The sequence below is a fragment of the Frankia sp. QA3 genome (assembly GCF_000262465.1).
Taxonomy (GTDB): domain Bacteria; phylum Actinomycetota; class Actinomycetes; order Frankiales; family Frankiaceae; genus Frankia.
Genome location: NZ_CM001489.1, coordinates 3,220,353 through 3,240,643, shown reverse-complemented (window position 1 = coordinate 3,240,643; position 20,291 = coordinate 3,220,353). Strand labels below are relative to the sequence as shown.

General features: G+C 74.2%; 18 protein-coding genes. 11 read left to right on the top strand and 7 right to left on the bottom strand.

The genetic code is table 11. The annotated features are described in order from the left end of the window. Positions 1 to 24: 24 nt before the first annotated feature. On the bottom strand, positions 25 to 3,261 hold the full coding sequence (gene ileS / locus FRAQA3DRAFT_RS13345) for an isoleucine--tRNA ligase (protein WP_009739559.1): 3,237 nt from the start codon (positions 3,259 to 3,261) through the stop codon (positions 25 to 27). A 512-nt stretch (positions 3,262 to 3,773) separates the two neighbouring features. On the opposite strand from ileS, the gene lspA reads away from it, so the two are divergent. The 7 genes from lspA (at position 3,774) to FRAQA3DRAFT_RS13310 (ending at position 10,451) form a co-directional block, all read left to right on the top strand. Next, a complete protein-coding gene (gene lspA / locus FRAQA3DRAFT_RS13340) occupies positions 3,774 to 4,454 on the top strand; it encodes a signal peptidase II (RefSeq protein WP_232292039.1) in 681 nt (226 codons plus the stop codon). After that, the gene (locus FRAQA3DRAFT_RS13335) at positions 4,451 to 5,392 is read left to right on the top strand and encodes an RluA family pseudouridine synthase (protein WP_009739557.1); all 942 of its coding nucleotides are present in this window, start codon (positions 4,451 to 4,453) and stop codon (positions 5,390 to 5,392) included. Before lspA ends, FRAQA3DRAFT_RS13335 begins: the two co-directional genes overlap by 4 nt. After that, complete coding sequence (locus FRAQA3DRAFT_RS34130; RefSeq protein ID WP_009739556.1) at positions 5,389 to 6,600, top strand: hypothetical protein; 1,212 nt, start codon at positions 5,389 to 5,391, stop codon at positions 6,598 to 6,600. Before FRAQA3DRAFT_RS13335 ends, FRAQA3DRAFT_RS34130 begins: the two co-directional genes overlap by 4 nt. Positions 6,601 to 6,899: 299 nt before the next feature. Continuing rightward, positions 6,900 to 7,544 (top strand): DUF6308 family protein, encoded by a 645-nt coding sequence (locus FRAQA3DRAFT_RS13325; RefSeq protein ID WP_009739555.1) that lies wholly within the window; start codon positions 6,900 to 6,902, stop codon positions 7,542 to 7,544. A gap of 49 nt (positions 7,545 to 7,593) precedes the next feature. Then, positions 7,594 to 8,556, top strand: coding sequence for an ABC transporter ATP-binding protein (locus tag FRAQA3DRAFT_RS13320; RefSeq protein WP_035920944.1), 963 nt, complete (start codon positions 7,594 to 7,596; stop codon positions 8,554 to 8,556). 40 nt (positions 8,557 to 8,596) lie between these two features. Next, positions 8,597 to 9,499 carry an ABC transporter permease gene (locus FRAQA3DRAFT_RS13315; RefSeq protein WP_009739553.1) on the top strand — a complete coding sequence of 301 codons (903 nt, stop codon included), beginning with the start codon at positions 8,597 to 8,599 and terminating at the stop codon, positions 9,497 to 9,499. 160 nt (positions 9,500 to 9,659) lie between these two features. After that, positions 9,660 to 10,451, top strand: a complete 792-nt coding sequence (locus FRAQA3DRAFT_RS13310) for a hypothetical protein (RefSeq protein ID WP_009739552.1) — start codon at positions 9,660 to 9,662, stop codon at positions 10,449 to 10,451. 336 nt (positions 10,452 to 10,787) lie between these two features. On the opposite strand, the gene FRAQA3DRAFT_RS13305 is transcribed toward FRAQA3DRAFT_RS13310, so the two are convergent. Then, complete coding sequence (locus tag FRAQA3DRAFT_RS13305; RefSeq protein WP_009739551.1) at positions 10,788 to 11,462, bottom strand: LON peptidase substrate-binding domain-containing protein; 675 nt, start codon at positions 11,460 to 11,462, stop codon at positions 10,788 to 10,790. A gap of 279 nt (positions 11,463 to 11,741) precedes the next feature. Between FRAQA3DRAFT_RS13305 and FRAQA3DRAFT_RS13300 the strand changes: the two genes are divergently transcribed. Then, positions 11,742 to 12,104 carry a hypothetical protein gene (locus tag FRAQA3DRAFT_RS13300; protein ID WP_009739550.1) on the top strand — a complete coding sequence of 121 codons (363 nt, stop codon included), beginning with the start codon at positions 11,742 to 11,744 and terminating at the stop codon, positions 12,102 to 12,104. A gap of 38 nt (positions 12,105 to 12,142) precedes the next feature. Here FRAQA3DRAFT_RS13300 and FRAQA3DRAFT_RS13295 read toward each other — a convergent pair whose 3' ends face one another. Further along, entirely contained in the window at positions 12,143 to 14,326 is a 2,184-nt protein-coding gene (locus tag FRAQA3DRAFT_RS13295) for a hypothetical protein (protein WP_009739549.1), read from the bottom strand. 244 nt (positions 14,327 to 14,570) lie between these two features. Further along, positions 14,571 to 14,846, bottom strand: coding sequence for a hypothetical protein (locus tag FRAQA3DRAFT_RS13290; protein WP_009739548.1), 276 nt, complete (start codon positions 14,844 to 14,846; stop codon positions 14,571 to 14,573). 157 nt (positions 14,847 to 15,003) lie between these two features. Here FRAQA3DRAFT_RS13290 and FRAQA3DRAFT_RS13285 point away from each other — a divergent pair, with 157 nt between their 5' ends. The 3 genes from FRAQA3DRAFT_RS13285 to FRAQA3DRAFT_RS13275 all read left to right on the top strand — a co-directional run bounded on the left by FRAQA3DRAFT_RS13285 (position 15,004) and on the right by FRAQA3DRAFT_RS13275 (position 17,984). Then, positions 15,004 to 15,915: a Nif3-like dinuclear metal center hexameric protein gene (locus FRAQA3DRAFT_RS13285; RefSeq protein WP_009739547.1), complete on the top strand. Its 912-nt coding sequence runs from the start codon at positions 15,004 to 15,006 to the stop codon at positions 15,913 to 15,915. Positions 15,916 to 16,066: 151 nt separating this feature from the next. Then, a complete protein-coding gene (locus tag FRAQA3DRAFT_RS13280; RefSeq protein ID WP_009739546.1) occupies positions 16,067 to 16,810 on the top strand; it encodes a zinc ribbon domain-containing protein in 744 nt (247 codons plus the stop codon). A 37-nt stretch (positions 16,811 to 16,847) separates the two neighbouring features. Beyond that, positions 16,848 to 17,984, top strand: a complete 1,137-nt coding sequence (locus FRAQA3DRAFT_RS13275) for a bifunctional RNase H/acid phosphatase (RefSeq protein ID WP_009739545.1) — start codon at positions 16,848 to 16,850, stop codon at positions 17,982 to 17,984. Positions 17,985 to 18,010: 26 nt separating this feature from the next. On the opposite strand, the gene bla is transcribed toward FRAQA3DRAFT_RS13275, so the two are convergent. The 3 genes from bla to FRAQA3DRAFT_RS37220 all read right to left on the bottom strand — a co-directional run bounded on the left by bla (position 18,011) and on the right by FRAQA3DRAFT_RS37220 (position 19,919). Further along, positions 18,011 to 18,826 (bottom strand): class A beta-lactamase, encoded by an 816-nt coding sequence (bla, locus tag FRAQA3DRAFT_RS13270; RefSeq protein WP_198287088.1) that lies wholly within the window; start codon positions 18,824 to 18,826, stop codon positions 18,011 to 18,013. A 183-nt stretch (positions 18,827 to 19,009) separates the two neighbouring features. Beyond that, positions 19,010 to 19,396: a hypothetical protein gene (locus FRAQA3DRAFT_RS13265; protein WP_009739543.1), complete on the bottom strand. Its 387-nt coding sequence runs from the start codon at positions 19,394 to 19,396 to the stop codon at positions 19,010 to 19,012. Further along, positions 19,389 to 19,919: a hypothetical protein gene (locus tag FRAQA3DRAFT_RS37220; RefSeq protein WP_232292038.1), complete on the bottom strand. Its 531-nt coding sequence runs from the start codon at positions 19,917 to 19,919 to the stop codon at positions 19,389 to 19,391. The genes FRAQA3DRAFT_RS13265 and FRAQA3DRAFT_RS37220 overlap by 8 nt, the downstream gene beginning before the upstream one ends. Positions 19,920 to 20,291 lie beyond the last annotated feature (372 nt).

Here is a 20,291-nt window from a genome sequence, read left to right as displayed (position 1 = left end):
CCGCCCGCAGGCCGCCCGCCTGCGCTAACCGGCCGCCGGGGCGTGGCGCGCCAGGCTGAACACCAGGCCCAGCTCCGCGGCCGCCGAACGCACGCCCGTCCCGCCGCCACCCGGACCGTCCGGCCCCGCCGCCCCGGCCGCCTCGGTGGCCGCAATGTCCTCGGTGGTCTCGGTGGCCTCGGTGAAGGAGACCGCGAGCACCTCCTCGGCCACGGCGGCGCCGTGGGCGCGCAGGGCGAGCGAGGTGTCCTCGCGGGTCGCCGACCAGCGCACGTCCACCCGGTCGGTGATCTCCAGGCCGGCGGCCTTGCGCGCATCCTGCAGCACCCGCACCACGTCGCGGGCGAGCCCGGCCTGGGCCAGCTCCGGGGTGATCTCCAGGTCGAGCGCGACCGACAGTCCCGACTCGGCGGTGACGGCCCAGCCCTGCCGCGGCGTCTCCGTGATGATGAGTTCGTCGCCGGACAGCTCGACGGGCTCGCCGTCGACGGTGACGGTCAGCCGGCCGTCCACGGGCGTTGCGGCGCTCGCGATGGCGGCCGCGACGGCCTTGGTGTTCTTGCCGAAGCGCCGGCCCAGGGCGCGGAAGTTCGGCTTCACGGAGATGTCCACGACGTCCGAGGTCGCCGGTTCGACGGCGGTGACGTTGAGCTCCTCGGCGATCTGGGCGCGCAGCTCGGCGGACAGCTCGCCGAAGGCGGCGGCGCCGACGACGGCCCGGGGCAGCGGCTGGCGGGTGCGCACCCCGCTGCTGGCCCGCGCGGCGCGGCCGAGTTCGACGATGCGGCGCACGAGGTCCATCTGGGCGGACAATCGCGCAGAGTGCAGCTCGGCCGGCAGCTCGGGCCAGGCTGCCAGGTGAACCGAGTCGGGCGCCTTCGGGGATGCGTCGGCGAACAGCCGGGCCCACAGCCAGTCGGTCAGGAACGGCGTGAACGGGGCCATCACCCGGGTCAGCGCGTCCAGGCAGGTGTACAGGGTGTCCAGGGCGTCCGGGTCGCCGGCCCAGAACCGCCGCCGCGACCGGCGGACGTACCAGTTGGACAGGTCGTCGATGAACCGGGCGATCCGCCGCCCGGCGCGCAGCGAGTCGAAGCCGGCGAGCGCCTCGTCCACCTCGCTCACCGTGGCCGCGAGCTCGGACAACGCCCAGCGGTCCAGCACGTGCCGCTCGGCCGGCGCCGCCGCGGCCGGACCCTCGCCGGGACGCCAGCCGGCGGCGCCCGCATACAGCGCGAAGAAGGACGCGGTGTTCCAGTAGGTCAGCAGGACCTTGCGGACGATGTCCTCGATCGCCTCGTGGCCGACCCGGCGGTCCGACCACGGGGAGCCGCCGGCGAGCATCAGCCAGCGCACGGCGTCCGCGCCGTGCCGCTCGAACAGCTCGAACGGGTCGAGGACGTTGCCGACGTGCTTGCTCATCTTGCGGCCCTCGGCGTCGAGCAGCAGCCCCAGGCACAGCACCGTCTCGTACGAGGAACGGTCGAACACCAGGGTCCCGATCGCCATCAGGGTGTAGAACCAGCCCCGGGTCTGGTCGATCGCCTCGCAGATGTACTGCGCCGGGTACTGCCGGGCGAACTCCTCGGCATTGCGGTGCGGCGCGCCCCACTGGGCGAACGGCATCGCGCCGCTGTCGTACCAGACGTCGATCACCTCGGGCACCCGGTGCGCGGTCGCGCCGCAGGTCGGGCAGGCGATGGTGACCTCGTCGACGAAGGGGCGGTGCGGGTCGAGAGCGGCGAGGTCACGCCCGGCGAGCTCGGACAGCTCCGCGAGCGAGCCGACGCAGACGAGATGGTCCGGGTCGTCGTCGCAGCGCCAGACCGGCAGCGGCGTGCCCCAGTAGCGGTTGCGGGACAGCGCCCAGTCGACGTTGCCGCGCAGCCACTCGCCGTAGCGGCCGTTCTTGATCCGCTCCGGGTGCCAGGCCGTCGCCGCGTTCTGGGCCAGCAGCTGGTCGCGGATCGCCGTGGTGCGGATGTACCAGGACGGCAACGGGTAGTAGATCAGCGGGGTGTGGCAGCGCCAGCAGTGCGGGTAGCTGTGGGTATAGGTCTGGGCCCGCCACAGCCGGCCCCGCTCGCGCAGGTCGGCGGTCAGCGGGGCGTCGGCATCCTTGAAGAACATCCCGCCGACGAGCCCGACGTCGGCGAGGAAGCGGCCGTCGGTGCCGATCGGGTTGACCACGGGCAGCCCGGCGGCCCGGCAGACCGCGAGGTCCTCCGCGCCGAACGCCGGCGCCTGGTGCACCAGGCCGGTGCCGTCGGTGGTGGTGACGTAGTCGGCGAGCACCACCGAGTGCGGCGTGCCGGTGCCGGCCGCGAACCGCTCCGCGCCCAGCAACTCGAACGGGCGGGCGTAACGGGCGCCGGCGAGCGCCGTGCCGCGGAAGCGTTCGACGACCTCGGCGTCCTCGCCGACCGCGGCGGCGACCAGCGGCTCGGCGACGACGAACAGCTCCCCGCCGGCCGCGCGGACCAGCGCGTAGTCGACGTCCGGGTGCGCGGCGACCGCCGTGTTCGACACCAGCGTCCACGGCGTCGTCGTCCACACCAGCAGCGCCGCGCCGCGCTCGGCGAGCCCGAGGGAGTCGGCGACCAGCGGGAAGCGGACGTAGACCGACGGGTCGTCGACGTCGGCGTAGCCCTGGGAGACCTCATGGTCGCTCAGCGGCGTCTCGTCGCGCGGGCAGTACGGGGTGACCCGGAAGTCCTCGACGAGCAGACCCTTGTCGAAGATCTGCTTCAGCGACCACCAGACGCTCTCGATGTAGCTGGTGTCCATCGTGCGGTAGGCGCTGTCGAGGTCGACCCAGTAGCCCATCCGCTCGGTCATCGCGGAGAAGTCGGCGACGTGGCGCAGCACCGACTCGCGGCAGCGGGCGTTGAACTCGGCGATGCCGTAGGCCTCGATGTCGTTCTTGCTGGTGAAGCCGAGCTCCTTCTCCACCGCGAGCTCGACGGGCAGCCCGTGGCAGTCCCAGCCGGCGCGGCGCGGGACGTGGAAGCCCTTCATCGTCCGGTAGCGGGGGAACAGGTCCTTGAAGACCCGCGCCTCCACATGGTGGGCGCCCGGCTTGCCGTTCGCGGTCGGCGGCCCCTCGTAGAAGACCCACAGCGGGCGGTCCGCCGTGGACTCCAGCGAGCGGTGGAAGACCTTGGCGTCCCGCCAGCGGGCGAGCGTCTCGCGTTCGAAGGCGGGCAGGTCCACCTGCCCCGGCAACGGGGCGAAGGTGGGGGTACGCGGGGCGGTGGTCATCGTGGCGGACCCGGTCTTCCTCGGTCGTGTCTGGCGTCGGACCAACGGAGGGACGACGCCTCACCGGCCGCGCGCGACGGTGACCGGCGGGCCTGCCCGCCGCCACGTCCCGCCCGGGACCGGGGGTACCGCGGTACCACCCTCCTTGCACGTCCCCGCTCGACCGAATCCGCCGGGGGCGGACCGGGCGGGCCGTGGGACGGCCTCTCGTCAAAGCTCGCGGCGGCCGGGTCTACTGGGGGCACCGCCGGCTCGCGCCCGCGGGGTCCCGTTCTGCCGGCGGCTCGGGGGTGATCTTCACGACGTGCTGGCCACCGGGCTTCCACCAACCCCGGCTCGCTCGGGCTGCGCCCGCCGCTACTCGTCCCCGTCGACGCCGTGCCGCTAGGAGGGAAGTCTAGTCGACCGCTCGGCCGCTCGGCCGGTGCCCGGCGGGGATCCGTCGGCGCACCCCGTGCGCGCTGGCCCGTAGAGTGGATCGGGTGGGGGAGGCGACGACCATCGGGAGTAGCGTGTCCGAAGATCCCGTCGGCCGTGGGTTGGCCGCCACGAGCGGCGCCGCGGGCGCGTCCCGGCGTCCGGTGGCCACGCTGACGGCGGCCGCCGTCGTGATCCTGCTGCTCGACGTCGTCACCAAGCACATCGCGGTGGCCAAGCTGTCCGACCGTGGTCCCGTCGACGTCATCCCCGGCGTCCTCGACCTGCGGCTGACCCGCAACTCCGGCGCCGCGTTCAGCCTCGCCGGTGGGGCGACGGTCGTGCTCAGCCTCGTCGCCCTGGCCGTGATAGCGGTCGTGGTCTTCACCGCCCGTCGGCTGCGGTCGGTGGGCTGGGCGATCGTGCTCGGTGCCCTGCTCGGCGGCGCGCTGGGCAACCTCACCGACCGGGTCTTCCGCGCGCCCGGCCCGCTGCGCGGCCACGTCGTCGACTTCGTCCACCTGCACCACTGGCCGATCTTCAACGCCGCCGACTCGGCGATCGTCTGCGGCGGCATCCTCGCCGTCGTGCTGTCACTGCGGGGCATCGGGCTGGACGGCACCCGCTACGGCGATCCCCGCGCCGACCAGGCCGCGCCCGGCGCCCCGGTGCCGGACGGCGGCTCCCCGGCGGTCGCTGGGGATGCCGGCGTGATCCGGGCCGATCCGCCCGCCGACGCCGCCGGCCGAGGCGGCACCGGGCCGGGCGGGCAGTGACCGGCGCCGGGGGAGACCTGCGTTCGCTGCCGGTCCCGGACGGTCTCGACGGCGTCCGCCTGGACGCCGCGATCGCGCGGATGTTCGGGCTGTCGCGGACCGCGGCCGCCTCTCTCGTCGACGACGGCCAGGCCAGCCTCGACGGTCGGATCCGTGGCCGGTCCGACCGGGTCAGCGGCGGCGCCTGGCTGGAGGTGCGGCTGCCCGCCCCGCCGCGCCCGGTCACCGTGGAGCCGACCCCGGTGGCGGGTCTCGGCATCCTGCATGACGACGACGACATCGTGGTGGTCGACAAGCCGCCCGGCGTCGCCGCCCATCCGGCCCCCGGTTTCACCGGGCCGACCGTGATCGGCGCGCTGGCCGCGGCCGGCTATCGCATCTCCACCTCGGGCGCCGCGGAGCGCCAGGGCGTCGTGCACCGCCTCGACGTCGGGACCTCCGGGGCCATGGTCGTCGCCAAGAGCGAGCGCGCCTACACGTTGTTGAAGCGGGCCTTCCGTGAGCGCCAGGTGGACAAGCGCTACCGCGCCGTCGTGCAGGGCCATCCCGATCCGCTCAGCGGCACCGTCGACGCGCCGACCGACCGCCATCCCCGCCGGCCGGGCCTGTTCGCCGTCGTCGCGGACGGCAAGCCCAGCGTGACCCACTATGACCTGGTGGAGGCGTTCCGCTCGGCGTCGTTGCTGTCGATACGCCTGGAGACCGGCCGAACCCATCAGATCCGGGTGCACATGTCGGCCCTGCGCCATCCCTGCGTCGGCGACCTCGCCTACGGCGCCGATCCCACCCTCGCCGAGCGCCTCGGCCTGAGCCGGCAATGGCTACACGCGGCCCGCCTGTCGTTCGACCATCCCGGTCACGGCGGCCCCGTCGAGTTCACCAGCCCGGACCCGGCTGACCTGGCGGAGGCGGTGGAACGGCTGCGGGAGCAGGCATGACCGAACCGGCGGCGGTCGAGGAGCCGTCCCCGCCGACGCCGGACGTCCCGCCGGCCGCGCCCGCCGCGGCCGAGTCGCCCACCGCGCCGGCCGGAGCCGGCGCGGTCGAGCCGATCCCCGCTCCTCCCGTGGTGGAGGTTCTTCCCGTGGTCGAGGCTCTTCCCGTGGTGGAGTTGTCCGCCGGTGTCGAGCAGGCGCCCGCGGCAAGCACCGGCCCGGCGATGCAGGCGGCGCCGGCGGCCCTGGGGCCATCACTCGCGGGGCGCGACGGCTCGCCGACGCCGCGGGCCGCGAACCTGCTCGACCGGCTCGACGACGCCGCGCTGCCGACGGTGTTCCGCATCCTCGACGCCGCCCGGTCCCGCCTCGCCGACACCGCCGATCGCGAGGCCTGTCGCGCCCGGCGGCTGGCCGATCGGGCCCGGCGCGGGCGGGTGGGCGGCGACGGGCCGGCCGACGCCGAGGCCGAGGGCTCGCCGGCCCTGCTCGACGTGGTCGGCGTCGCGCCCGGCGGCGTGGTGGACCGGGGGGCGCGGGTGCTCGTCCTCGGCCTCGTCGCGCTGATCGTGGTGAGCGCGGCCGCGGCGATGCTGCAGAGCGTCGACCGGGACCGGCCGTCCAACGCGACGGCGCCCACCGACGCGCCGGCCGTCACCCCGCCACCGGCGCAGCCCGTGGCACCGACGGTGACGATCGGCCCCGGAGCACACGACTCGGTCGCCGAGTACCTCGGGGCCAGCCAGCAGAACCTCGCGTCCCTGACCGCTGCCGCACCCGCCGCGGACCTTTACGCCGTCGCGAGCCTCGCCGCCCCGGTCACCCCCGACCAGATGCTCGACGTCCTCGGTACGTACCGGGCCGTGCAGGTGTTCTTCACCGCCGGCTCCGGCGGCGAGGTCGAGCAGGCCACCGTGCGCGACCCGGTCGCCGACGTCCACGCCGCCTTCGCCTCGGCGGCGGCACAGGCGCAGGCGCGGGCCGCGGCCGAGGCGAAGGCCGGCGAGGGTACCGCGGACGATCGCGACCGCCAGGCCGCGGCGCAGCTACGGGCCGGGTGCGCGTGCCTGTTCGCCGCGGTGGTCCGGGCGCCGGCCGGGCGGTTGTCGCAGCTGGCGGCCGATCCCCGGGTTCGGGTCGTCGATCCCGCGCCGCCCGGCGCCGGGCCGCCGGCCGTGAGATTCCTCCCACTGTTGCCGGATCGCCGCTGACTGCGGGCGCGCCGTCCCGCATTATCTGGCCGGGTCGCTGCCATCCGGCGGACATGGCGCGGAGCCCCTGGCCGCCGCCGTCGTCGACCCCCGTACCGGTGGCGGCGGGCACGCGGGAGGATGACGGGGAACGCCCTCGTCAGCGCGGGATTGCCGGGCTCGGGGACGACGCCGGTCGCGGCGTTCACGACAAGCACTTCGGCCGACAAGCGGACGATGATGACAACCCGACGATGACGACAACCCGACGATGACGACAACCCGACGATGACGACAACAGGACGATAAGGAGCCCAGGGGTGAAGTTGGCGAAAGGCACCCGAGAGGTCTTCGACGCGGAGAGCCTGGTGGAGGAGTACCTGGGTCCCCGCAAGCGCGGGCTGCGTTACGCCTACCCCTACTACGACGGCCTGATCACCAACGGCGACCCTGATCTGCTGTGCACGGGCGACCTGCTGGCGCCCTGCCTGCTCGGCGTGCACGTCGACGTCGACCGGATGCACACGCTGACCGCGCTCACGCCGCTGTTGCAGCGGGCGCTGGACAAGCTGCCGCCCGGCATCGAGCTCATCGAGGCCGACGAGGTGACCCTCGACCTGGTTGCCGCGCTCTACGACCCGCTCGACGACCCCGACGTCTCCGATCGGGACGTCAAGGGCTCCCTGATCGCCAAGGTGCTGCACCGCAAGCGGCCGGCGCTCGTTCCCCTGTTCGACTCCAAGGTTCGGATCTTCTACCAGCATGAGGACTGCGTCCCGCCGTCCCCGCGCGACGGCCGCAGCTGGCGGCAGTACATGGGGTTGCTCGTCCGGGCCATGCAGTACGACCTTCGGGAGAACGCCGAGGAGTTCCGCCGGCTCGCCGCGCTGGTGCCCTCGAGCGGCCCGCCGGTCACCCCGCTGCGCATGCTTGACGTCGTGGTGTGGATGAGCAGCGCAGTGTGACTCGTCCCCGACGACGGCCCGGGGCCATCGCCCGCAGCCGGCTGCGAGAATGGGCGACGTGCTGAGCTACGCCGTCCGCGGGCTCACCCGCCGACACGGGGTGGGCGAGCACTCCGTCCTCGCCAACGACCGGATCGACCTCGACGTCCGGCAGGGCGAGGTGTTCGGGGTGCTCGGACCGAACGGCGCCGGGAAGACCACGCTGGTCCGCCAGCTGATGGGTCTGCTGCGGCCCGACGCCGGCACGATCATGATGTTCGGCCGCGACATCCGCGCCGCCCCGGACCTGCCCGCCCGGCTGACCGGCTACCTGGGCCAGGACGACCTCGCCCTGGCGGAGCTGCCCGTCGCCACCGCGGTGGCGACCACCGCGCGGATGCGCGGCGTTCCCCGCGCGGCCGTGCGGGAGGTCCGGGACGCCATCCTCGACGAGCTCGGCCTCACCGCCGTGGCGGACCGGCCGCTGGCCCGGCTGTCCGGCGGGCAGCGGCGGCTGGCCTGCGTGGCCACGGCGCTGGTCGGCGACCGGCCGGTCCTCGTCCTCGACGAGCCGACCACCGGGCTCGACCCGGTCGCCCGCCGTGCCGTGTGGGGGGCGTTACAGCGCCGCCGCGACACGACGGGCACCACCATCGTGCTGATCACGCACAATGTCCTGGAGGCGGAGTCGGTGCTCGACCGGGTCGCCGTCCTGGAGTCCGGGCGGGTGATCGCCTGCGACACCCCGGGCCAGCTCAAGGCGTCGGTGTCCGGCGACGTCCGGCTCGACCTCGCCTGGCGCCACGAACCCCCCGCCGACGACCCCACCGTCGCCATGCTGGCCGGCCTCGCGACGACCAACGGCCGGCGCTGGACGGTCCGACTGGACCCGGCGACCGCCCGCGAGGCCCTCGGACGGCTGACCACCGGCGCGGCCCTCGCCGCGCTGGACGATTTCAGCCTCGCCACCCCGTCCCTGGAGGACGTCTACCTCACCCTCGGCGGGGCGTCCCGAGACCTGGAGCGGACATGACTGTGCACCTACGTCGTCCGGGCCAGCAGGTGTGGTCCCGATGACCATCGTCCCGGACGCGCGCGACGCGTCGGCGATCCTCTCAGCACTGCAGCCGGAGCCGTCGCCGGAACCGTTCCTGGACCCGTCGTCGGGGCCGTCCACGGTGCCGTTGCCGCTGCCGATCCCGGCGCGGCTCGGGCCGCCGAAGATGCCGCTGGCCACCCCGTTCGGCACGGCGTTCGGCGCGGTCTACCGCGGGCAGCTCGCCCGGTCGAAGGTCGGCCGAATCCCGCTGCTGTTCGTCGCGTCGTTCCAGTCGATCGGGATCCTCGTCCTGCTGCGCGGCATCCTCGACGTCGACAACACCACCGCCGCCGGCCAGGTCGTCGCGGGCTCCACCGTGCTGGTGGTCGCGTTCGTCGCGCTGAACCTGCTCGCCCAGCGGTTCGGCGCGCTGCGGGCGGCCGGCGCCCTCGACTACTACCTGACCCTGCCGATCCCGCCGGCGGCGGTCGTGCTGGGCACGGCCGCCTCCTACGCGACGTTCGCCGCGCCCGGCACGGTCATCACGGCCGTGCTCGGCGCCCTGCTCTACAACCTGCCGATCACGGGCCTGTGGCTGCTACTGCCCGTCGTCCTGCTCTCCGGGGTGTGCCTGGCGGGCCTCGGGGCCGTGGTCGGCCTGCTCGCCCCGCGCCCGGAGCTGGCGACCATCGCCGGCCAGCTCGGGATGAGCATCGTGCTGTTCCTCGGGGTCATCCCGGCCGACCGGCTGCCCGAGATCGGCCGGTTCGCCCGGGACGTGCTGCCGAGCAGCTACGCCGTGGACGCGCTCGCGGCCGCCTTCCAACCCGGCGTGGACTGGTCGAAGGTGGTCATCGACCTCGCCGTCTGCGCGGCCGTGGGGATTGCGGCGCTGGCCGTCGCGGCGGTGACGCTGCGCCGCGTCGGAACCTCCTGACCTGAGCGGGCCGCCCGCGCCGGCGCCCGGGACCACTGTCGCACCCACTGTGGTCGGGCTGGTCGCCCGGCACGATAGTGTCAACCGTCCGCGGTGGCCGGCGCCGCTGCCGAACGTGATGCGGACGAGGAGACGGACACCTCTTGGCGGGGCGGGCGACGTGACGGAGCGTTCAGGGGAATTCCGGGGGGTCCCGACGGACCGCCCGGGCGCCGAGACGTCCCCGACCTCTCCCCTGCCCTCGCCGCCGGCCCGCTTGCGGTGGCGGGTGCCGCTCGGCGGCCGGCCGGACCTGCTCGCGGGGCTGATCTGCGCGGTGGCGATGGTGGTCGTCGGGTTCCCCCTCGGCCTGCTGTGGGCCGCCGTCGCGCCGCACCTCGACATCACCGGTGCCCTGCACGGCAACGAGTCGGCGTTCGCGGTCCAGAGCGACATCGACGCCCGCTTCGCGATGATCTGCGCGATCGCCGGGCTCGTCGGTGGTCTGCTGGCGTTCTGGCGGGCCCGGGACGCGGGTTTCCCGGTGCCGCTCGGGCTCGCCGCGGGCGGCATCGGCGGCGCGCTGATCGCCGGCTGGATCGGCCACCTTCGCCGGTCCCCGGATCTGCTGCACAGCCTGCCGCCCAACGCCTCGCCGGTGCTCGTGGACCTGGTCGACCTGCGGGTCCGCGCGCACGGGCTCTACCTGGTCATGCCGGTGGTCGCGCTGGGGGCCTTCGCGATCGGCCTGTGGGCGACCTCCCGGCCGAGCCGGCGCCCGCGCGCCGGCGGCTCGCAGCCGCCCCACCCCGTCACCGGTCCGGGTAGCGCCGGGCCCGGACCCGCGGGCGGTGTCAAGGGCCCGGACGGGCCGAAGAGCCAGGCGGACGGGCTGCAGAGCACGGCGGACGTCACGGGTCTGCGGACCCGACCGGCGAGCGCGGGGCCCGACGGCCCACGGGCACCCGACTGACCCTGGCCGGTTCCTCCTGGGCGCCACTGCAGCCTCACCAGCCGGCCACTGTGCAGCTTCACGGCCACGGTGCAGCTTCGGCTTCACGGCCAGATCACGGCCAGACCGCGCCGAGGTTCAAGCACGGTTTTGCGGCGCCCAGGGCCGAAAAACCGTGACCAAACCTCGGCACCACTGTGTGCCCAGCCTGTGACGCACGCCGAGGACCGCCGAGGCGCCGTTGCGTACGTGGTCGAGCGCAGCGAGATGCTGGAGGTTGATGACGGTCGTCGAGCCGGAGAACGGTGACCAACCTCCAGCAACTGGAGCCGCGCCCTCCGGTGCGGCGGCAGCGGGTCAGTTCGGGCTCGGGTCCACCCGGCGCAGCTCGCTGGACCCGATCGTGGTGATCTTCTGGAGCAGGCCGACCTCGCGGCGCAGCAGCGCCCGCTCGACGCGCAGCCGGGTGGTCGCGTCCGGCGCCGCGAGCAGGCCCTGGCGTTCGGTGAGGTCGGTGACGGCCGCCGCGGCGATCACGTAGGACAGGGCGATGGGATCGTCGGGCAGATCCGGTAGGGAGATCTGCACCGTGCCGGTGGCGGCCAGCCGCTCGGCGTAGGCGCGCATCAGCCGCTGCACCGGCGCCACGGACTCGCGGGCAGCCTTGGCGTCACCAAGCTCGTCGGGCAGGAACTCCACCTCCCCGACCAGGTAGGGCGCGCTGTGCTGGTCCACCGCCCCGATGCGGAACCGCTGCCCGCCGACGGTGATCAGGGAGAACCGGCCGTCCGGATGCTCCTGCACCCGGCGCAGCACCGCCGTGCAGCCGACCTCGTGGATCGACGGCAGCGCCGGCCCCGTCTCGCGGCCCCGCCGGATCGCCACGACCCCGAACCGGCGCGCCTCGTCGGCGGGCTGGGCGAGCAGCTCCCGCACCAGCGCGCGGTAGCGCTCCTCGAAGATCTCCAGGGGCAGCACGAGCCCGGGGAGCAGGACGGTCCCGAGCGGGAACAGCGGGAGTTGCGCGCTCATCGCCGGTGCCTCCCCCTTTCTGGCCCACCCGGGTCCTGCTCCACCCGAGCCGGTCGGATCGCCGATCGGCCGGCGCCGCCGGGGTGCGCACCGCGGCGGGTCCACCGCCGGGGCCGGGCATCGAACCAACCTTGTCCCGCGCCGGCCGCGGTGTCCATCCGCCGACCCCTGTGATTCTCACCGAACGAGGGCGTGTCGGCGCCGCCGGTGGTCCGCCCGGGGTGGCGCCACCGGGCCCGGGGGTCCTCCCGCGACCGGCGTTCGGGCGAGAATGGGCCGGTGTGGGGAACCGAACCGGAGCTGTTGGTCGTCCTCGAACATCCGGATCGCACCGCCGGCCCGCTGGCCATGCTGGCCGAGCTCGGCCGGGTGACCTCGGCGCTGCCGCCGCGGCTGGCGCTGCTCGCGGTGCCGGCGTCGCGAGCGGCGGAGGTGGGGGCCCGTGCGGGGGTGCGCGGCGTCTTCGTCGACGGGGTGCCCCCGGCGCTGCGGGAGACCCTCAGCCCCGCGGAGGCCCTGTTCGTCGACGGCTGGCTGGCGCGCCTGAGTGACAAGGACCGTCCCGCCGAGGGACGCCCCTGGGACGCCCCCGGCGCCTCGCCACCCGACCCGCCGCCACCCGACCCGCCGCCCGCCGGCTGACCCCGCCGGCTGACCCCGCCGGCTGATCTCGTGGCCGGCTAGAACACGCGCCGCGGAGCCGACCAGGTCGCCCCCGCCCCGGAGGAGCGCCACACCATGTGCAGCTCGTCGCCGACGCGGGCGAGGACCTCCAGGTGGCCGTCGAAGTTGCTCTGGATCATCGAGACGGCGTCGACCTTGCCCAGGGCGGCGGCGAACGGGCGCGGCCCGCTCCAGAACGGCGTCGGCGCGCCGTTGTTCCGGTAGTAGTGGATGAGCCCGCCGCCGGCGGCGGGGACGACCACCTCGAAGTTGCGCGCTCCGTCGGAGAAGGAGCTCTGGATCAGCGACGGGTTGCCCGTGACCCCCTCGCCGAAGACGGGCCCGGTCCGCCACACCGCCGAGTTGTCCCGGGTCAGGTGCACCAGCCGGCTGCCGACCCGGGCGACGGCCTCGAGCATGCCCGCGCCGCCGCCGAGGGTGCCGTGGATGAGGCTGACCGCGTCGACCCGGCCCAGGTTCGCGCCGAACAGCCGCGGCGGGCTCCACGGATAGCCGTAGACGTCGTGGTTGCGCCACAGGTGCAGGATGCCGACGTCCGCGGCCGGGATGAGCAGCTCGAAGTTGCCCTTCGCCCCCAGCCGGCTCTGGACGAGCGACGGCACTCCGCCGACGCCCTGGGCGAGCTGCTTGGGGTCGTGCCAGGCGAACGCCCCGGTGCTGTCGCGCCACAGGAAGTGCAGCGCCGACCCCGCCCGGACGGCGACCTCCAGCGGTCCGGGATTGGCCAGGGTGCTCTGGACCATGGCGAGGGCGTCGACGCGGCCGAGGGACTGGGCGGTCTGCCACGGGTCGCGCCAGGGGAAGCCGGCGGCGTCGTTGTCCCGCCACACGTGGGTGAGCCCCGCGAACGCCGACGGCACGACGACGTCGAAGTTGCCGAGGCGGCCGAGCCCCTTCGACTGGACCAGCGCCGGGTTGCCGCCGACGCCGTGGCCCCAGCCGATGTGGCTGTGGGTGTAGCGGCACAGCGCGAAGCTGTTGGAGCGCATCAGGCAGTCCGCCGGGGCCGGCGCGCAGGTGTCGCAGTTGCCGTTCGGGGCGCCGAACGCCCCCCACTGGCCGCCACAGTCGCAGCCCGCGCCGCCGTACTCGTCCGGCGCGCCGAAGATGTGTCCGGTCTCGTGGGTGAAGACGCGGTCGATGTTGTCCGGGCCCCAGCCGTCGTTGGCGTACGACATGACGATCCGGGGACCGCCGACCGACGAGTAGGCGAAGTAGCCCAGCGGATATTTGGTGAAGAACGCGCAGTAGGCCCAGCGGGTGCCGAGCCGGGCGCGCAGCGCGTCGACGTAGTCGTAGACGCCGTCGAAGTTCGCCGCGTGGCCGAGCCGGCCCATCGCCGGGTCCCGCCACAGGGCCTCCAGATCGGCCGCCTTCGGGTTCGCCGGCACGGGCAGGCGCACGAGCTGGATGTCGTAGTGGAACATGAGGTCGGCCGCCGGGTTCGTGGTGGCGTACCAGGACAGCCCGTTCTGGACCTCGGCCACGACCTTGGTCCGCTCGGCCGCCGTGAACTGGAGGTCGACGGTCGGCCCCTCGACGAGGATCAGGCCGATGGCGACGGAACCCTCCAGCTTCGAGCTGGTCGGGGAGCCTGCGGCGCCGGCCACGGGGCCGGCGGCGGCGCCGGCGGTCAGCGTCATCAGCGGGCTCTGCAGGAGCGAGCGGCCGTTGGCGAAGGCGCGCGGGGCCGGCCGGTCGGGGTCCGGCCCGGCGGATCCCCGCGGGGGCGGGACGTCGGTGCAGGGCCGGTCCATGTCCCACGGATGGCCGTCGCGGGGGCGGTCCTGCTTACGCCGGCGGTAGGCGGTGCTGGCGCGCAGCCGGAAGGCGTCCAGCCCCAGCGTCTCGGCCCGGTTCAGGCCGGGGGAGATGCCCGTGGTCGACACCACGCTGCCGTCGGCCGGGGGCAGCAGGCCCGCGCCGGTGCGGGCCGCGAGCAGCCCCGCCCCGCCGGGCGCACCGTCCCGCGGGCGGCCGAGCACCTGGACCCGGCCGTAGCGGTGCAGGGTCCGTTCGCCGCCGGCGCCGGGGGGCGCGCCGTCGTCGGACGCCGGGTTGCCGGCCTCGGCCAGGCCGGTCGCGTCGGCCCTCGCGGGAGCCGCAAGCAGCGAACGGCCGGCCGCCGCGTCGGTCGGGGTGATCAGGGCGCGTTCGTCGACCGGTACGTCCCCCGCCATGCGTGATCGTTTTCCCTTCGATGAGGAATGGCTGTGCGGAGTTGTATCGTGTTGCGGCTTTGTTGTGTCGGCTTTTGCGGAAGCAAGCGCCAGGAGTGTCCATCCGGCATGTGTGCCCCGGTTTGTTCCCATACGGGCCGCGCGGGGATCCGGACGGGGCGAGGCGTGCCGCCGTGGGCGGACGATCGGGCCTGGCCTCGGCCTCGGCGGTCACCGGCAGGTCAGCCGACCGCCGGCGGGCGGGTCAACGCTCGGGTGGGAAGGGGCTCTGGCCGGGGGAGATGTCCGGCCAGGCGGAGCCGACGGCCGACCGGTCCGGCGCACCCATCGCCGGACCGCCCAGCGCGGAGCCGCCTGCCGCCGGACCGCCCGGGCCGGAATTACCCGTCGGGGAAGCGGCCATCGCGTCGGCGACCTTGCGCATGATTGCCTCGACGAGGCGGACGGCCTGGGGGGTCGAGAGGTTCAGCACGATCTCCGAATCCCCTGCGACCTGGAATCGCACCGAAACGTCCGCCATGACGAGTTCCCCTTCCTCGTGGCTCGCCACCCCTGCGCAGGTGCGTTGCCAGAGGTGACGTTACGGGGCGAAGGGTGCGTCGCGTGCGGGACCTCGGCGCCGCGGCGGGCGCCGTGACCGGCTGGTAGGCACCCGCGACCGTGCGGGTAGGGTCACCGTGGTGAGCACTAGGGTGGCGACGGTCGGTGACTGCGTGGCCGTGCTGGAGCAGGCGTTCCCGCCGGCCTGGGCGCAGTCGTGGGACGCGGTGGGCCTGGCGGTCGGCGACCCCGAGGCCCCCGTCTCGGCGGTGCTGTTCGCCGTCGATCCCACGCCCGAGGTGGCCGTCGAGGCGGCGGGCGGGGCCCAGCTGCTCGTCACCCACCATCCCCTGTTCCTGCGTGGGACCCACGGGGTGGCCGAGACCGGACCCGGCGGGCGGGTCGTCGCCACCCTGATCCGCGCCGGGGTCGCGCTGTACACGGCGCACACCAACGCCGACGTCGCCGACCCCGGCGTCAGCGACGCGCTGGCCGCGGCCCTCGGGCTGCGCCGGGTCGGCCCGCTGGACCCGGCGGGGGCGGGCGACACCGCGGCGCAGCCGGCCGGAACGCAGCCGGCCGGAACGCAGCCGGATGGGGATGGCGTGGCGACGGTGCCGACGGTGTGTCGGGGGCTGGGGCGCATCGGCGAGCTGCCCGAGCCCGAACCGCTCGACCGTTTCTGTGCCCGCGTTGCCCGGGCACTGCCCGCGACGGCAGGCGGGGTGCGCGCGACCGGGGTCGCCGACCGGCTCGTGCGCCGGGTCGCGGTGTGTGGCGGCTCCGGCGGGGAGCTGGCCGGCGCGGCGCGGGCCGCGGGGGCGGACGTCCTGGTCACCGCGGACGGTCGGCACCACCACGTGCTCGATGCGGTGGGGGCGCACCCGATCGCCGTCGTCGACGTCGCCCACTGGGCGAGTGAGTGGCCGTGGCTCGCGCAGGCCGCCGCGCGTCTGGAGGCCGGTCTGCGGGCCCGGGGACGTACGGTGAGTGCATCGGTGTCCGCTATCGTGACCGATCCCTGGCGGTTGCACGTTCCGTCCCGGTAGTCGGCGTCGCAGGCGCGGATGCCGGGCTCGTCGGGCCGGGTTCGCCTCCGGTCCCGCCGACCGCGCCGGCTCGCGGGCCGGGCGGCGCGGTACCGGCAAGGGCGTGGTCGATCGCGACCGACGTCGATGAGGACATACCGGTGAGGAGTCCATGAAGGCCGACCCAGCAACCCAGCTCCGCCTGCTCGACCTGCAGGCCCTCGACGCCGGCCTCGACCGGCTGGCTGCCCGCCGCCGCGGGCTGCCCGAACTCGCCGTCATCACCGAACGCACCGCGGCCCTGGGCCCTCTCGACGACGAGGTCGTCGGGGTGCGCACCGAGCTGGGGGACGTCACCCGCGCCCAGAGAAAGCTGGAAAACGAGATCGAGCTCGTCCGGACCCGCTCGGCCCGCGATTCGCAGCGGCTGGAGTCCGGTGCCGTGACGAACTCCCGGGAGCTGGAGAACCTCCAGGCGGAGCTCGCCTCCCTGGCCCGCCGTCAGGGCGTCCTCGAGGACGACGCCCTGACGAAGATGGAGACGGTCGAGGGCCTGGAGGGGCAGCTTGCGGTCCTCGCCCAGCGTCGCGCCGACCTGCAGGCCGAGATCGACGCCGCGACCATCGCCCGGGACAAGGCGTACGCCGAGATCGACACCGAGTCCGCCCGGCTGCGTCAGGAACGCGAGGCCCTCGCCCCGCGGCTGCCCGAGGCGCTGGTGACGTTGTATGAGCGGATCCGGGCGTCCTCCGGCGGGGTCGGCGCCGCGCCGCTGCTGCGCCGACGCTGCCAGGGCTGCCATCTGGAGCTCTCCGGTGGCGACCTGCGAGCGGTCGCCGCGGCCCCCGTCGACGAGGTCGTGCGGTGCGAGGAATGCCGGCGCATCCTGGTCCGTACCCCAGAGTCGGGGCTGTAGCGGCAGGTCGGTTCAGGCAGGGCGAGGGGAGTCGCAGATGAGCACGGTGCGCAGGCTGGTCGTCGAGGCCGACGGCGGATCCCGGGGCAATCCGGGCCCGGCCGGCTACGGCGCCGTGGTCCGTGACGCCGCGGATGGGACGGTGCTCGCCGAGCGCGCAGCCTCGATCGGGCATGCCACGAACAACGTCGCCGAGTACTCGGGCCTCATCGCCGGGCTGCGGGCCGCCGCCGAGATCGCCCCGGACGCCGAGGTGGAGGTCCGGATGGACTCCAAGCTCGTCGTCGAGCAGATGAGCGGTCGCTGGAAGATCAAGCATCCGGCGATGCGCCCCCTGGCCGACGAGGCGGCCGGGCTCGCCCGCGGCTTCCCCGCCGTGCGTTACCAGTGGGTGCCCCGCGCCCGCAACGCCGACGCCGACCGGCTCGCCAACGAGGCGATGGACGCCGCCGCGGCCGGGCGGAGCTGGGAGCCGTCGGTCCCGCAGTCACCCGACCCGGTGCCGCACCGCGCCCCCACCACCAACCGGCTCTCCGGCTGGATGGCCCCGCCCGCCCCGCCGACGACCACCGTGCTGCTGCGCCACGGCCAGACCCCGCTGTCGGTCGAGAAGCGGTTCAGCGGGACGGTGGAGGCATCGCTGACCGACCTGGGGATGAGCCAGGCCGCCGCGGTCGCCGAGCGGCTGCGCGACGAGCCGTTCGACCTGATCGTCAGCTCGCCGCTCAAGCGCGCCCGGCAGACCGCCGAGGCGCTGGGCCGCGACTACGTCGTCGACGACGACCTGCGGGAGACCAGCTTCGGCGCCTGGGAGGGGATGACCTTCGGTGAGGTGCGCGAACGGTTCCCCGACGAGCTCAACGCCTGGCTCGCCGACCCGAACGTGCCGCCGCCCGGCGGGGAGAGCCTGATCTCCACCGTGACCCGGGTGGCCCGGGTCCGCAACCGGCTGCTCGCCGAGCAGCCCGGCAAGCGGGTCCTCGTCGTCTCGCACGTCACGCCGATCAAGGGCCTCACCCAGCTCGCGCTGGCCGCCGAGCCGACCGTCCTCTACCGCCTGCACCTGGACCTGGTCTCGCTGACCACGATCGACTGGTACTCCGACGGCCCCGCCGTCCTGCGCGGCTTCAACGACACCCACCACTCCGCGAACCTGACCACCTACGGCGAGTAGGCCCGCGCGGCGGTTCAGGCGGCGGTTCAGGCGTTCGGGCCGAGGGTCGCGGCGACGAGCCGGGCGACGTCGGCGACGATCCGGTTGTCGCCCTCGGCGTGGTCGTCGGTGCGAGTGGTGTAGATCGCGATGACCACCGGCCCGGCGCCCGGCGGCCAGGCCACGGCGACATCGTTGATCATTCCGCGTACGCCGGCGCCGCTCTTGTCACCGACCCGCCAGCCGGCGGGCAGGCCGGCCCGGATGCAGGCGCCGCCGGTGGTGTTCGCGACCAGCCAGGCGACGAGCTGGTCGCGGTCCTGACCGGCGAGTGCCGGACCAAAGGTGAGCGCGCGCAGAGTCGAGGCCATCGCGGCCGGCGTCGTGGTGTCCCGCGGATCGCCCGGGATGTTGGTGTTGAGCTCGGGTTCCCAGCGGTCGAGCCGCGTCGCCGGGTCGCCGAGCGCGCGGGCGAAGGCCGTGATCGCCGCCGGTCCGCCGAGCTGCCGCAGCAGCAGGTTCCCGGCGGTGTTGTCGCTGTGGGTGAGGGCCGCCTCGCAGAGCTGGGCGACGGTGAGCCCGGTGGCGGTGTGCTGCCCGGTCACCGGGGAGTTCTCCACCACGTCGCCGGCCTCCCAGCGGATCAGCCGGTCGAGCAGGCCCGGCTCCTGCTGGCGCGCCCGGCGCAGGACCGCCGCCGCGGTGAGGACCTTGAACGTGGACGCGAGCGCGAACCGCTCCGTGGCCCGGTAGTCGACCCGCGCCCCCGTCCGCGGGGCGAACGCGGCGAGCCCGATCCGCCCCGGATAGCCGCGCTCCAGCTCGACCAGCCGCTGGCGCACCTGCGGCGCCGTGCTCGCCACCGCCGCCGAGGCCGTGCCGCCGGTGCCGCCCCAACCAGCACCGTCCGCCGCCGCGTCCCCGAACCCATCCCATCGAGGCGGGCAGAAGTCTCGCCAGACACTGGTCTTGAACCTCCTGGGAAGCGCCCACCTGACTGGGGGCCGGACACGCATCGGACTTGAACCCAGGCCGTTGCCACAGCGCTACTGGGCCTGAATCGCGGCCGCCGCGGCCTCGATCTGCTCCGGCGTCGGCGCCACGTAAGCGAAGTTCCGATCGCGGACATGAGCCAGGAACGCCGCCTCGGGCGGCAGATCATGTTCAACCAGGTAGTAGGCGACGGATGCACTCCATACCCATTCGCCGTCCGTCAGGTAGGCGATGGGGACCTGCTGTCCCCGCGACTCGTCCAGCCGGTCGACCGAAAGGCCGGCGGCGCGGAGAATCACCTTTCCCTGCCGAAGGTAGGCGAGGAAATCTGATCGTTCGCGGCCGGCGGGAAGCGCGGGGCGGTCGACGACGAAGGGAGTCCCGTCCCTCATGCCGTCGAACAACTTGGCTATCTTGACGTCTCCGACCACCTCAGGCATTCTTGCCACCTTCATTTCTCGGTTTGAAATCGACCCAGGTGCCGTCATGGGGAACAGTCGGCACCAGACGGCCGTACTCGTTTTCTTTCATCGAGGCCGTCACGACGTTACCGCGGCCGTCGTTGAAGGCGAGTTCGGTCGGTGCGGTCACGGTGACGCCGAGTTCGTCGGCGACCTTCTGGGCGATGGGGTCGTCGCCCTGTCCGGTCTCGCAGGACACCAGCCGCACCGGTCGACCGCGCCAGTTCTCGTCCGCGCGGATGAGCGCGCTGAGCTGCCGGGCGTCGAGTCGTGTCCGGCCGACCCGGAATTCCGAGGGGTTGCCGTGCAGGTCGGCGGTGTACTGACCCGGGGCCGGTCCAGCTTCCGCGGCGGTTGTGCGCATCTCCACGTCGGACTTCTCGTAGAAGGCCCGTCCGTCGGCGGTCGGCAGGCTGTCCCGCCAGATCCGCGTCAGCTTCCAGCCGAGCCTTTCCGGTCCGTCCGGTCCGTCCCGCTTCCTAGCTGCCGCGTCCCGGCCCACGTCCCCGGCCGGATCATCGAGGGTGGCGCCGTCAAGCTGCGCCAGCCTGCGTTCCAGCGGTGAAAGGCGGGTCTCGGGCTCGACCGCCGTCCGGCGATCGGCCGGCTGTGGCCGATCATCCGACAGTGCGCGACGTTCCAGCGCATCCAGCTTCGACTCGATTCTCGACCGCTCCGTAGGCCCCGAGGGACGGTCGACGCGCGGCTCTCCGGACTGGTCCGGTATCGGCGACCGCTCGGGACTCGTCGCCGGCCGCTCGATAGGCATCGCCACCCAAAGTAGCAGTGTTGCCACACGTCTGGGAGTGAACGGTCCGTGACCAGACCCCGCTATTGTCGTCTCCGACAATGTGCCGACCGATCCTGATCTGCG